The organism is Listeria marthii, assembly GCF_014227425.1.
Lineage (GTDB): Bacteria > Bacillota > Bacilli > Lactobacillales > Listeriaceae > Listeria > Listeria marthii.
Map to the genome: position 1 here is coordinate 210,653 of NZ_JAASWB010000003.1, position 13,693 is coordinate 224,345.

The 13,693-nt window shown below is 37.2% G+C and carries 16 protein-coding genes; 14 read left to right on the forward strand and 2 right to left on the reverse strand.

What is annotated here, in order from left to right; translation table 11 throughout:
- Positions 1–19: 19 nt before the first annotated feature.
- Positions 20–652, forward strand: a complete 633-nt coding sequence (locus HCJ55_RS06405) for a YrrS family protein (RefSeq protein WP_185479871.1) — start codon at positions 20–22, stop codon at positions 650–652.
- Between the two features lie 49 nt (positions 653–701).
- A complete protein-coding gene (locus HCJ55_RS06410) occupies positions 702–1,403 on the forward strand; it encodes a 5'-methylthioadenosine/adenosylhomocysteine nucleosidase (protein WP_008947868.1) in 702 nt (233 codons plus the stop codon).
- A 35-nt stretch (positions 1,404–1,438) separates the two neighbouring features.
- Here the strand turns inward: HCJ55_RS06410 and HCJ55_RS06415 are convergent, their stop codons facing one another.
- On the reverse strand, positions 1,439–3,247 hold the full coding sequence (locus tag HCJ55_RS06415; RefSeq protein WP_185502260.1) for a M3 family oligoendopeptidase: 1,809 nt from the start codon (positions 3,245–3,247) through the stop codon (positions 1,439–1,441).
- Positions 3,248–3,410: 163 nt separating this feature from the next.
- Between HCJ55_RS06415 and HCJ55_RS06420 the strand changes: the two genes are divergently transcribed.
- From HCJ55_RS06420 to holA, 12 genes are all read left to right on the forward strand, one after another.
- On the forward strand, positions 3,411–3,932 hold the full coding sequence (locus HCJ55_RS06420) for a YqeG family HAD IIIA-type phosphatase (RefSeq protein ID WP_008947866.1): 522 nt from the start codon (positions 3,411–3,413) through the stop codon (positions 3,930–3,932).
- Positions 3,929–5,029, forward strand: a complete 1,101-nt coding sequence (gene yqeH / locus HCJ55_RS06425) for a ribosome biogenesis GTPase YqeH (protein WP_185391411.1) — start codon at positions 3,929–3,931, stop codon at positions 5,027–5,029. Before HCJ55_RS06420 ends, yqeH begins: the two co-directional genes overlap by 4 nt.
- A 19-nt stretch (positions 5,030–5,048) precedes the next feature.
- The gene (gene aroE, locus HCJ55_RS06430) at positions 5,049–5,870 is read left to right on the forward strand and encodes a shikimate dehydrogenase (protein WP_185517504.1); all 822 of its coding nucleotides are present in this window, start codon (positions 5,049–5,051) and stop codon (positions 5,868–5,870) included.
- The gene (gene yhbY, locus HCJ55_RS06435) at positions 5,870–6,160 is read left to right on the forward strand and encodes a ribosome assembly RNA-binding protein YhbY (protein ID WP_185391409.1); all 291 of its coding nucleotides are present in this window, start codon (positions 5,870–5,872) and stop codon (positions 6,158–6,160) included. The genes aroE and yhbY overlap by 1 nt, the downstream gene beginning before the upstream one ends.
- Before the next feature lie 18 nt (positions 6,161–6,178).
- A complete protein-coding gene (locus HCJ55_RS06440; protein ID WP_008947862.1) occupies positions 6,179–6,745 on the forward strand; it encodes a nicotinate-nucleotide adenylyltransferase in 567 nt (188 codons plus the stop codon).
- The gene (gene yqeK, locus HCJ55_RS06445; RefSeq protein ID WP_185517506.1) at positions 6,732–7,307 is read left to right on the forward strand and encodes a bis(5'-nucleosyl)-tetraphosphatase (symmetrical) YqeK; all 576 of its coding nucleotides are present in this window, start codon (positions 6,732–6,734) and stop codon (positions 7,305–7,307) included. Before HCJ55_RS06440 ends, yqeK begins: the two co-directional genes overlap by 14 nt.
- Before the next feature lie 4 nt (positions 7,308–7,311).
- The gene (rsfS, locus tag HCJ55_RS06450) at positions 7,312–7,668 is read left to right on the forward strand and encodes a ribosome silencing factor (RefSeq protein ID WP_185391406.1); all 357 of its coding nucleotides are present in this window, start codon (positions 7,312–7,314) and stop codon (positions 7,666–7,668) included.
- A 56-nt stretch (positions 7,669–7,724) separates the two neighbouring features.
- Positions 7,725–8,456, forward strand: a complete 732-nt coding sequence (locus tag HCJ55_RS06455; protein ID WP_185517508.1) for a class I SAM-dependent DNA methyltransferase — start codon at positions 7,725–7,727, stop codon at positions 8,454–8,456.
- 100 nt (positions 8,457–8,556) lie between these two features.
- Positions 8,557–9,159, forward strand: a complete 603-nt coding sequence (locus tag HCJ55_RS06460; RefSeq protein WP_185502255.1) for a helix-hairpin-helix domain-containing protein — start codon at positions 8,557–8,559, stop codon at positions 9,157–9,159.
- Positions 9,160–9,230: 71 nt separating this feature from the next.
- Positions 9,231–9,791, forward strand: coding sequence for a ComE operon protein 2 (locus HCJ55_RS06465; RefSeq protein WP_008947857.1), 561 nt, complete (start codon positions 9,231–9,233; stop codon positions 9,789–9,791).
- Positions 9,792–9,825: 34 nt separating this feature from the next.
- Positions 9,826–12,048, forward strand: coding sequence for a DNA internalization-related competence protein ComEC/Rec2 (locus HCJ55_RS06470; RefSeq protein WP_185517511.1), 2,223 nt, complete (start codon positions 9,826–9,828; stop codon positions 12,046–12,048).
- A 67-nt stretch (positions 12,049–12,115) separates the two neighbouring features.
- Positions 12,116–13,147, forward strand: coding sequence for a DNA polymerase III subunit delta (gene holA / locus HCJ55_RS06475; protein WP_008947854.1), 1,032 nt, complete (start codon positions 12,116–12,118; stop codon positions 13,145–13,147).
- Between the two features lie 85 nt (positions 13,148–13,232).
- Here the strand turns inward: holA and rpsT are convergent, their stop codons facing one another.
- Positions 13,233–13,487, reverse strand: coding sequence for a 30S ribosomal protein S20 (gene rpsT, locus HCJ55_RS06480; protein ID WP_003726526.1), 255 nt, complete (start codon positions 13,485–13,487; stop codon positions 13,233–13,235).
- Positions 13,488–13,693 lie beyond the last annotated feature (206 nt).

Consider the following 13,693-nt stretch of genomic DNA (forward strand, 5'->3'; position numbering starts at 1 on the left):
TATAAGGTGGTGAATGCAAATGGCAGACAAACGACAATCAAATAACCGTCGCATTAAACAAAATTTGGTCGAAGGATCTCGCTCACAACAAAATACAAAACGAAAAAAGACGAACTTAGTTTTAAACGTTTTAATTATCGTGGTAAGCTTACTTATCATTGGTAGTTTGTATTTTGTGCTATTTAAAACGGAGAGTGACCCAGCGCAACAAGAAAACAAAACGGCATCTTCCACAACGAAAAAAGAAGATGCCGCTAAATCAGATAAATCATCCGAAAAAGAAAAAGAGTCTTCCGATGAAAAAACAACGGAAACGACCGAAAGCGACGATCCTAATGTAGCGAAAGTTATTACCAAAGACTGGAAACCAATCGGCACGGATCAAACTGGCGATCATGTGAATTCGTACAGTTCCACTAGTGTAGATTGGCAAGAAAAACGTAAAGCTTTTTCTGCAGCAACAGATATTCCAATCTCGAACACATCGCTTTGGTTTGTAGAGCAAGGTGCTGACCCTGCAACGCAATCAATTGGAACGCTTTCTACTAAAGAAGACCCAGATAAAGCATATCGTGTTTATATCACATGGGTGGACGGTGAAGGATGGCAACCAACCAAAGTAGAAGAACTTAAAACAAACGACAAAAGATAAAAGCACAGAAGTTAGCTGTTAACGACTGTGCTTTTTTGGAGGTTACATAATGACAATTGGTATTATTGGAGCAATGGAAGAAGAAGTAGAACTATTAAAGAATACGATGCCAAGCGTTGAAGAAATCGTTATCGGCGGCGCTAAATTTTACGTCGGCCAAATTTCTGGCAAAGAAGTAGTGCTTTTAGAATCAGGCATTGGTAAAGTAAATGCAGCGCTCGGAACAACACTAATGGCGGATCGTTTTAAACCAGAAGTAATTATTAATACGGGCTCAGCTGGCGGTATGGCAGAAGGTTTAGCTGTTGGGGATGTTATTATTTCTGATCGCCTAGCATATGGGGATGTAGACGTAACTGAATTCGGCTATACATATGGCCAAGTCCCAAGAATGCCAGCTTTTTATCAAGGGGATGCAGTTCTTCTTAAAAAAGCAGAAACAATTTACCGTGAAAATTTTGCTGCGAGTGAAAATAAAGCCGTTTATGGCCTAGTTATCACAAATGATTCATTCATCATGCGTCCTGATCAGCATGAAAAAATCCGCACTTTTTTCCCGGATGTGAAAGCAGTTGAAATGGAAGCAGCGGCAATTGCACAAGTTGCTTACCAATTCGATATTCCGTTTTTAATTATTCGTGCTATTTCCGATTTAGCTAATCAAGAAGCGACGATTTCTTTCGATGAGTTTATTCACTTAGCTGCGAAACAATCGGCAACGTGTATCATTGAATTACTAAAAACAATTTAAAAAAACGCTTGGAGTTTTAGCTCCAAGCGTTTTTTTTATTTTACATATTCTTCTGTTAAAGCAAGGAAATCTTCTACATCTTTAGCGGCAAGAGCAACTGCTTCTTCCCAGAAGTCAGCTTTACGTAAGTCAACACCTAGATGTTTTTCAGCAAGTTGTTCTGTTGTCATGGAACCAGTGTCTTGTAACAGCGCAATATACTTATCTTCATAACCAGCGCCTTCTGCTTGGGCTTTATGGTAAATACCCAGTGAGAACAAGTAACCGAACGTATACGGGAAGTTATAAAACGGTACATCAGCAATATAAAAATGTAATTTAGAAGCCCAGAATTGTGGATGGTATTCGTCTAGTGCATCCAAGTAAGCTTCTCGTTGCGCTTCTTCCATCAAAGAATTAAGTCTATCAACTGAAACAACACCTTGTTTACGTGCTTCATAGAAGTTACATTCGAAAATAAAGCGCGCATGAATATTCATAAAGAAGGCGATGCTACGACCAATTTTATCTTCAAGTAACGTGATTTTTTCTTCTTTTGTTTTGGCATCTTTCACAGAAGCATCGGCAATAATCATTTCTGCAAAAGTAGAAGCTGTTTCTGCAACGTTCATGGCATAATCAGTGTTTTCAAACGGCTCATCGCGAATAACGTGCGAATGGAAAGCATGACCAAGTTCATGTGCAAGTGTTGCGACCGTTCCAGGAGCGCCGTCATACGTCATGAAAATCCGGCTTTCTTTTTCGACAGGAAAGTCGGTACAAAAACCACCAGGACGTTTATTATCACGATCTTCTGCTTCAATCCAACCTTTTTCAAAAGCAGATTCCGCAAAGTTTGCCATTTTCGGGCTAAATTTATTAAATTGTTCAATGATAAATTCTGCGCCTTCTTGATACGTATATTTCTTTGGTTCGCTTGAAAATACAAGAGGGGCTTCTACATCATAAAAACTCAACTTTTCCAAACCAAGTAAGTTTGCTTTTCGATCTAAAAAGCGAACAAAAGTAGGTTTATTCGTTTGGATAACATTCCACATGGATTTCAATGTTTGTTCATCTAAACGATTAATAGCAAGAGGCTCATCCAGGATATTATCCCATTTACGAATTTCGTATGTAGCTAAGCGGAAGCCAGATAAATGATTTAAAGTATCACTAAATAAGCGAGATTCTTCTTGCCAAACGCGGGTATATTCTTTGAAAACGGCTTGACGAACTGCGCGATCTGGGTGATTTAACAAGTTTAGTGCTTGCCCAGCAGAAACATCTTTTTCTTCCCCGTCAATTGTCACGTGCATGCGTAGTTTACCAACAATCGTATCATAGTGGTCAGACCAGCCACGATAACCATCAACAGCTAAAGAGTTAATAGCCGCTTCTTGCTCTTTGCTGCCTTTTTTACGACGATTTGTACGCGCTTCGCTTAAAATAAAGCTGATTTGCGATAAACCGTTTTGTTGCATTAATTCGTCCCAAACACGGTCAGAAACTTGTGCAAATTTGTCATGCCATTCATCTTCGGCCGTCGCAAGTGTCGCAACATATTGATAAATTAATGCAGAAAGCTCATTTGCGCGTGTATCATTGATATCAGCGGAAGCAAGGCATTCTAAAAAAGAACCTGCTGTAAGTAAAATTTTTGAAATATCTGCGTTTTGGTTAACTAGAAGTAAAAATTCTGCAGAGGCTTCCACATTTTCAGGAACTTCCCATTCAGCGACATTTGCGACAAAGCTATCTAAATCAGCTTTTACCTCTTGAAGCGTTTGCTGTAATTCTTCAGAACCGCTGCCGCCAGCATATATATTTTCTAAATCCCATGTTAATGCATAATCTTTTGACATTTGTTTGCCTCCTTAAAAATATAACGTTTCCTTTCATATTATAGCATTTTTCTAAGCTTTTTTTGTAAAATAAGCAGAAAGATGGTAAAATTTATAGATTATTAGTCTAATTGAATGTATGATAGAATAGACTGTACTAAATAAAAGAATGAGGTGCCAATACGTGTTAAAGCAATTCTCACCAGATAAAATGTTGAATACTCCATTTGGAATCACAGCAGAGCAGCTTCGAAAAATGGGAAAGACTACTATTTTAACTGATCTTGACAATACGCTGCTCGCATGGGATCAACTAGATGCAACGGATGAAGTTATCAACTGGTTTACTATATTGAAAGAAGAAGGAATCAAAGTGATGATTTTTTCTAACAATAACGAAGAACGAGTTGCTCGTGTGGCAAAAGCGATTGATGTCCCTTATTTAGCGCGGGCAAAAAAACCTTTAGGCGCTAATTTCCGCTGGGCATTGAAAGAACTAAATGCAACACCAGAAGAAACTGTGATGATTGGTGATCAAATTATGACAGATATATTCGGTGGAAATCGTCAAAAATTAACAACCATTTTTGTTCGCCCTGTGAAACAAACAGATGGAATGGCGACAAAATTAAATCGAATGATGGAAAGCGTTATTTTAAAACGATTAGAAAAGAAAAACCAAATTAAGTGGGAGGAATCACTTTGACAGAAGAAATTAGATGTATTGGTTGTGGGGCGATTATTCAAACAGAAGATCCTGACAAAATCGGCTATGCGCCAAAATCATCCCTCAATAATGAACAAGTTATTTGTAAAAGATGTTTTCGTCTAAAGCATTACAATGAAATTCAAGATGTTGCGCTAACAGATGATGATTTTTTACGCATTTTAAATCAAATTAGTTCAAAGCAAGCGTTAATTGTCTATGTAGTGGATATTTTTGATTTTGATGGCAGTTGGTTGCCTGGACTTCCTCGTTTTGCAGGAAGCAACCCTGTATTACTTGTTGGAAACAAAGAAGACGTGTTACCAAAATCATTAAAACGTGATAAATTAACACGTTGGATGAGAACCCGTGCCAAAGAGCAAGGCTTAGCGGCGACAGATGTCGTTTTAGTCAGCGCTGAAAAAGGCCACGGATTCGATACACTTTTAGAGAAAATTGATGAATTACGAAGCGGGCAAGATGTCTATGTGGTTGGTTGTACAAATGTTGGTAAATCAACACTTATCAATCGTATTATCAAACAAGCATCTGGAGAAAACAATGTGATTACAACATCACAATTCCCAGGGACAACACTTGATAAAATCGAAATCCCATTAGCAGATGGCAATGTTCTTGTCGACACACCAGGAATTATTAACCATCATCAAATGGCGCATTTCATCGATACAAATACATTAAAAGCTATTACACCTAAAAAAGAAATAAAACCAGCTGTTTTCCAATTAAACGAAGAGCAAACCTTGTTCTTAGGCGCGCTTGCTCGTTTGGATTACGTTTCAGGTGGCCGTAAATCGCTTGTTGTTTACGTATCAAACAATTTACCAATTCACCGCACGAAATTAGAAAAAGCAGAAGCATTATATGAAAATCAAGCGGGACTTGTTCTTCAACCGCCAACCGAAGAAGGTATGAAAACATTACCTAAACTCGTACCATATTCGTTTACAGTGAAAGAAAAAGCGGATATCGTCTTTTCTGGGCTTGGCTGGGTGACAATTCCAGAAGGCGGAGCGAAAGTTACTGCTTGGGTTCCAGAAGGCGTAAGCGCAACTATCCGGACATCACTCGTTTAAAACTAAGGAGGCCTGTCATTTGGAAAAATATGTTGTTATCGGAAATCCCATTCGTCACTCGTTATCACCAGCTATGCAAAATCGGATTTTCCAAGAACTTGGAATGAACGCGGAGTATAACTCTGTTTTAATAGAAGAAGACGCTTTTGAAACAGAAATCAAAAAATTAATGGATTCTGGAGTGCGTGGTTTTAACATCACGACACCGTTTAAAGAGCGCATTTTACCATTTTTAGACGAATTAGAAGATCTTGCAGCAGCATCTGGGGCAGTGAATACTGTGCTTAGAAAAGAGGACAAATGGTACGGATTCAACACAGATGGCAAAGGCTACTTAGAAGGATTAGAAGAAATTCGCCCAATTACAAAGGAAGATTCGATTCTAATCACCGGTGCTGGTGGCGCAAGTAAAGCAATTTATCTTGCACTTACAAGTCATACAGACGCCAAAATCACCGTTGCCAACCGTACAACGGAAAAAGCGATAGAAATGACGAAAGGTAATCCGAATCACCATGCGATGACACTGCAAGAAGCAGAAAATGAGCTGGCTGATTTTACGATTATCATTCAAACTACCTCTATCGGCCTAGAAGCTTCTAAAAACAAAAGTTCGATTTCACTGGCAAATGTATCAAAAGGAACGATTTGTTCTGATATTATTTATAACCCAGCCGAAACCGCCTTTTTAAAAGAAGCGAAGAAAAACGGGGCTATTACCCAAAACGGCTTACCAATGTTTGTTAATCAAGGGGCACTTGCCTTTGAAATATGGACTGGCATTAAACCAGAGCGATCACTGATGAAAGAAGCAGTACTCGAACAATTAGGAGGAAACTAATGTTAACAGCTACACAAAAACGTTTTTTAAGAAAAGAAGCACATAATATCCAACCAATTTTCCAAGTAGGAAAAGGAAGCGTATCACCAAACTTAATTATCCATGTAAAAGAAGCGCTAGAAGTGAGAGAATTAATTAAAATCTCGATTCTGCAAAACTGTGAAGAAGATAAGCAAACCGTTGCAGAGAAAATTAGCGCGCGTTCAGGAGCAGATATCGTCCAAGTGATTGGTAGAACAATTATTCTTTATAAAACTTCTGTAAATAAGCCACAAATTAAATTACCGTAAATCTGGAGGAAACCTGCGATGAAACATAAAGTCGGTATCTTAGGAGGAACATTTGATCCACCACATTTAGCGCACCTTCGCATGGCAGAAGAGGCCAAGCAACAACTTGGCCTTGAAAAAATCCTTTTTCTACCTAATAAAATTCCGCCACATAAACATATTAGTGGCATGGCTTCCAGTGAGGCGCGTGTAGAAATGCTTCAATTGATGATTGAAGGCATTGATTCGTTTGAAGTTGATACACGTGAACTCATGCGCGCGGGAAAGTCCTATACGTATGATACAATGCGTGATATGATAAGCGAGCAGCCGGATACTGATTTTTATTTTATTATCGGCGGAGACATGGTAGAATATTTGCCAAAGTGGTATCATATAGATGACTTAGTAAAAATGGTAACATTTGTTGGGGTTAATCGTCCGCTTTATCAACCAGAAGTTCCGTATGATGTCGTTAAAATTGACATGCCGGAAACGACTATTTCTTCCACAGAAATTAGGAATGATATCGAACACGCAGAAGCCTTTTTACCAGAAAAAGTATGGTCATATATAAAGGAGCATCAACTTTATGGAAAGAAATGAAGTGCTAAAAAAAGTAGAAGCAGCTATGCCGAGTGCACGTTTCACACACACTTTAGGCGTAGAAAAAGCAGCTGTAGAACTTGCAGAACATTATCATATGGATGTAGAAAAAGCGCGAATAACCGCTTTGCTACACGATTATGCCAAGTACTATGACGATGATAAAGCAAGAAAAATCATCGAGGACGAGGGTTATGATCCACGTTTGCTGGAATTTCATCGTTCGCTGTGGCACGCTCCAGTTGGTGCCTATCTGGCAGAAAAAGAATTTGGTATTACTGATACAGAAATACTAGAAGCGATTCGTCTGCATACGACAGGAAGCGCGACGATGTCTGATTTCGATAAACTTATCTACTTAGCTGACTATACAGAAAAAGGAAGAACATTTCCCGGCGTATATAAAGCACGTAGATTAGCACTTAAATCGTTGGACGAAGCAATGCTATTCGCTTTATCAAACACAATCATGCACTTAATCAAAAAGCAACAATTGGTATTTCCAGATACACTGGATGCCTACAATTATTTTGTTAATTTAAATTTGGAAGGAGACTATTAATAATTTGAACAGTTACGATACATTAATGCTGACCGCAAAGGCAGCAGACGATAAAAGAGCAGAGGATATTTTAGCATTAGACATGAAGGGGTTATCAAGTTTCGCGGATTATTTCGTTATCTGCCACGGTAATTCAGACAAACAAGTCCAAGCAATCGCTCGTGAAATTAAAGAAAAAGCTTTAGAAAACCAAGTGGATGTGAAACGTTTAGAAGGCTTTGATGCGGCACAATGGGTATTAATCGACTTAGGCGATGTCATTATCCATGTATTCCACAAAGAAGAGCGTTCTTACTATAATCTAGAAAAACTATGGGGAGACGCGCCACTAGTGGACGTTTCTGCGGCGTTTGTTTCTTAATAACAAACAGAACAGGCGGGAATATTCTCGTCTGTTTTTTTAAGGAGAAATTAATAATGAGTTATGAATATTTTCCAGGATTCTATGATAGGCTCATGGATTCTGAACTTTATGATGAATGGGTAGAATTTTCTGCAGATTTTATTGGTGAAACACCGAAAAAAGTACTCGATTTAGCTTGTGGTACTGCAGAGTTTGCGCTACGATTAAGCTTTTTAGGTCATCAAGTTACTGGCGTGGATTTATCGAAAGAAATGGTGGCCGTTGCCAAAGAAAAAGTGGCAGCCGCTGAAATTAATTTGCCGATTTTAGAACAAGACATGTCAAAATTAGCTTTAAATCAAACTTTTGATGTTATTACCTGCTTCTGTGATTCGCTTAATTATTTGGAAACAGAACAAGCGCTTGAGGACACAATTCAATCAGTATCAACACATTTGGAACCAAATGGCTTGTTTTTATTTGATGTGCATTCTGTATATAAAATAGAGCAAGGCTTTAAAGATTATTCTTACGGCGATAGCGATGAGGAGATTTCAACCATTTGGAATTCTTTTCCTGGCGAGTATCCGCATTCCGTCGAACATGAGCTAACTTTTTACATTTTAGGGGAAGATGATACGTATAATCGAGTAGATGAATTACACAAAGAACGAACCTATCCAATCTCCACTTATGAAAATGTATTAAAAAAAGCTGGATTTACGAAAATAGATGTTTACGCTGATTTTAGCCTCGAAAAACCAACGAATACAAGCGAAAGAATCTTTTTCGTGGCAAGAAAGTAATTTTCCAAGATTACTTTCTTTTTTTATGCAATTTTCCGTTTCGTTTGCAAAAAGGAATTTGAACGGATTTGGCGAATAGTATATTAAGGCGGTGATAGACATGATGGAGCTTCTGAAAAAACACAAAAATTATTTATTAATTGGCGTTGCTATTCTTTGTGCTGGATTAGTATATATTTGTTTGCCAAATGGAGAGACAGAGGAAATATCGGCAAAACAAACAGTGACGAAAGAAGAAAAACCGGTTAAAGAAGAAGTAAAGACACCAAACCATCTATACATTGACATTAAAGGCGCCGTGCGGACACCTGGTGTGTATAAATTACCAGCGGATGCTAGAGTGCAAGATGTGGTGAAAATTGCAGGAGGGCTCACAGAAGAGGCGGATAACAGCAAATTAAACTTAGCAGAAAAATTAAAAGATGAGATGAGTATTTATGTCTACAAAAAAGGAGAGGAAGGACCAGATTTACCTGCATCAAATACGGGAGAAACAACAAGTACAACCGATAAAATCAATATTAATAGCGCAACAAAAGTAGATTTACAACAAGTACCAGGAATTGGCGACTCAAAAGCAACTGCCATTATAGAGTACCGCGAAAAAGAAGGCTTATTTCAAACAATAGAAGATTTAAAGAATGTTTCTGGCATAGGCGAAAAGACAGTTGAAAAGTTAAAAGAATTTTTGGATGTTAATTAATAAAAGTGGTTGACGAACTTCCTTCTGAACACCTATACTAATATTTATCAAATCATAAGGGAGTTTTTAATGTGCAAAGGATCGCATGGGATCAGTTTTTTATGGCGCAAAGTCATCTAATATCATCAAGGAGCACTTGTACACGACTAATGGTAGGTGCGACAATAGTTCGAGATAAACGTATTATTGCGGGCGGATATAATGGATCCATCGCTGGTGGAGATCACTGCGCAGAACATGGTTGTTACGTTGTAGACGGTCACTGTATCCGAACTATACATGCAGAAATGAACGCCATCCTACAATGTGCCAAATTTGGTGCCACTACAGATAATGCGGAATTATATGTGACGCATTTCCCTTGTCTTGCTTGTACGAAATCAATTATCCAAGCAGGAATCAAGAAAGTTTATTTCGCGAAAGACTATAAAAACCATTCGTACGCTTTAGAATTGTTTAAGATTGCTGGTGTTGAATTACAAAAAGTAGAATTTGATGAATCTGTTCTCCAAGTAAATAATTGGAACGAAGAAAAAATGCATACTTTAGTTAAAGAAGCAGCAGTCGAAGTAAATATTGAACCAGAAAAAGCAGAGCAACTGTACCAAAACATCTCAGAAAAATTGAACTAAATAAGGAGGGAACGTTATCGAGCGATATTTAGCTATGATTGTTTTAGCTATTATTTGTGCGACTTTTGCAGGCTCTTTCGTTCCCATATGTATTTGTTTGCTCGGTTTAATCGCTTTTATTAAAAAATCCAAAATGATCCTTCTTTTTATCCTCATCTATCTCCTAATATATAGCTTTTTATTTATTGTAGAAAAATCAAATACTTCCTCCTTTACAGCAACTGAATTTAGTGGAAACTGTCAAATAATAGATAATTTAAAGGTTGATGGTGACAGTTTTCAAGCTATCTCACGCTGTAAAAAAGAAAAATTCCAATTAAGTTATAAAATCACAACGGAAGAAGAACAACAACAATTAAAAAATCTACAATACGGACAGTTTATTTCTGTCTCTGCAAATATAGAGACACCTCAAGTCAATCGTAACCAAAATCAATTTAATTACCAAGAACATCTTAAACGCCAAAGGATACATTATGTTCTTCAAGCAAGCTCACTATCGATTTCAGATGAAGTTTCACCATCCACCTTAATGCGCATTCAAAATATCCGTTTACAAACAATAACACATATAACTGAAAATATTTCTCCAAAAATAAATCCTTACTTTCTCGCGTTAATTACTGGTGAAAAAAATGGTTTTTCGCCTGAAATGTATGAAACCTATCAACAAATGGGTGTTGTCCATCTACTAGCTATCTCCGGACTTCATGTTAATTTGTTAGTGGGGGCTATCTATTTCTTATTATTGAAATTTGGTATAACACGGGAGCGAGCCGTACTCTGCTTGCTTATTTTTTTACCTTTTTACATTATTCTCACGGGAGCAAATCCGCCGGTTATTCGTGCAGCAACAATGACAGCCTTACTTTTGCTATCAGAAAAATATGCTACCAAATGGAGTTCATTTTCGGTTATTTGCTTATCTTTTGTGCTATTTTTCTTGCTACAACCATATGTCATTTACGAAGTGGGATTTCAGCTTTCCTATGCAGTATCATTCGGCATTATTTTATCCTCATGTCAAATATTAACTAGGCAACAGAATATCTTCACTAAGTCACTCGCTATTTCCTTTGTTTCAACGATGATGTCATCCGTTGTGATGATGTATCATTTCTACTCTTTTTCATGGGTAGGGATTTTCTTCAACTTGCTATATGTTCCAATCTTTACAATTATTATATTACCCGGTTGTATAAGTGTCTTTTTATTATCTATGTGTTCCCCGGTTCTCTCAGCTATTCCTGAATCCGTGCTGACGTTTCTTATCCAATTTATCGAAAGCTTCACCAATGTTTTAGCAAAGATACCGCGGCAAACACTTGTGACTGGAAGACCGAATACTATTATTCTTGTTTTAATTATAGGTACAATCCTATTGTTCTTTTATCAATGGCAAAAGAAAAAGTTTCCGATAGGGATTTTTATCTTTTTTTGTATGCTTTGTTATATTTCCAGTTTTAATTTTATTGGCAAAGTTAGTTTTGTTGATGTAGGGCAAGGGGATAGCATTTTAATTCAATTACCTTATAACAAAGGCAATTATTTAATTGATACCGGTGGACAACTTCCATTTGAGAAAGAAGATTGGGCGAAAAAGAGGAAGCCATTTACAATTGGCGAGAGTACACTTACACCAGTTTTAAAATCTAAAGGAATTAGTAGTCTAGATAAAGTAATCATTACACATAGTGACGCAGATCATATGGAAGGGCTCGATGACTTAGCGAAAAATATTTCTATTAAAGAACTTATTTTTGCGCAAGGAGCCGAAAATAAAGCGATCATGAAAGAAGCGCTTGATGCTATGCCGCAAGTAAAGCAAACAATTATTTTAGCGGGAGCGAACTGGCAAGTGGGTGAAAATCGTTTTGAATGCTTGTACCCAACGCAAGCGGGTGTTGGGGGAAACGACGACTCCATTGTCTTGAAAGCGATATTGGATAATAAAGTGTGGCTTTTTACCGGAGATTTAGAGGCAAATGGAGAACAAAAACTGTTAGATCAACCAGTTAAAGCAGATATTCTAAAAGTAGGACACCATGGTAGCAAGACTTCGACATCCAAAGAATTTATGCAACAAGTCCAACCAACTTTTGCCATTATTTCTTGTGGAGTGAAAAATCGTTTTGGTCACCCTCATGCAGAAACTTTAAAAACGCTAGAGGCTGCAGAGACTACGATTTTACGAACAGACTTACAAGGAGAAATAATTTATACATTTGGAAAAGGCTTTGAAGCGACTTTGAAATAAAACTTGCTATCTCTTATTTCATGTTTTACCATAGAAAGAGAAATAAGAGTGAAGCGAGGCGAATTAGATGCTGCCAGAATGGAAACAAATACGCTCCAAAAAAATAACCCCAGTGTATTTAATCATTGGGACAGAAGATTATATTATTAACGAAACGAAGCAACTTTTGATAGATAACATTTTAGATGGCGAAGAGGTAGAGTTTAACTATGCCAATTTAGATTTAGAGGAAATGCCAATCGAAGCAGTCGTTCAAGAAGCAGAAAGCATGCCATTTTTTGGTGACAAACGTCTAGTTATGGCAAACAATCCGCTCTTTTTAACGACCGAAAAAAGTAAAAACAAAGTAGAACATGATACTGCGAAATTAGAAGCATATCTCAACGAGCCTGTAGACTACTCTGTGCTATGCTTTGTGGCACGTGTAGAAAAACTGGATGAACGTAAAAAGCTGACTAAATTACTCAAAAAGACGGCTACAGTTATAGAAGCGAAACGCCCTAATGAAAATGAACTAAAAAAATGGATTGAAGCAAAAATAAGCGAGAATCACATGCAAATGTCACAAACAGCCATAACTCGACTTATCGAATTAACTAGTGGTCAGTTAACAACAGCAATGAATGAATTACAAAAATTAATGCTATATTGTTTTGATACTAAAGAAATTACAGTTCAAGATGTAGAATCTTTAGTCGTTCGCTCACTAGAGCAAAATATCTTCTTGTTGCTAGATAAGATGATTGCCATGGATATCGGTGGGGCACTCCGAATTTATTACGATTTATTAAAACAAAAAGAGGAGCCTATTAAAATACTAGCATTAATTTCTAGTCAATTCCGATTGCTGAACCAATTAAAGCTGCTAGAACAACAGGGCTACTCACAACAACAAGCTGCAACTAAATTAAAGGTGCATCCGTTTCGCGTAAAGTTAGCATCTAAACAAGCAAAGAATTTCTCAGAACGACAATTAAATCAGGCTTTAAAACGATTAGCAGAAATAGATTTTGAAATGAAAACAGGTTTTGGTGATAAAGAACAGAAACTCGAATGGTTTTTATTTGAATTACAGGATAATCGTCAAAAGTCAGTATAAAAAATAGCTTTGTCCTTAGCGACAAAGCTATTTTTACAAACAAAAAACACCACACAAGGTGTGATGTTTTATACCGAACTCGGTATTATTTAGCTAATTTAGCAGCTAAGCGAGATTTGTTGCGAGCAGCATTGTTTTTGTGAATCAATCCTTTGCTCACAGCGCTATCTAATTTTTTTGATGCTTCTACGTAAAGATCTTTCGCGTTGTCCGCGTTGTTTGCAGCTGCTTCATCAAATTTCTTGATAGCAGTACGCATTGCAGAACGTTGAGATGCATTACGGCTGTTGCGAGTTTCAGCAGTTTTTACACGTTTAATTGCAGATTTAATATTTGGCATTCCATTCACCTCCGTCCAAACTAATGAGGTAGTATTTATTTCATATAACATACCTTTTTAAATTATATCAGAACAAATGCTATTATACCGAAATCACAGCCATATTGCAATAATACTTTCTATTTTATTTTAAATTTATCTGTATTTAATAAAGAAGTCATTGAATGTTAAGCGTTCTACTGATATAATCAAGGATAGCTTGCCAT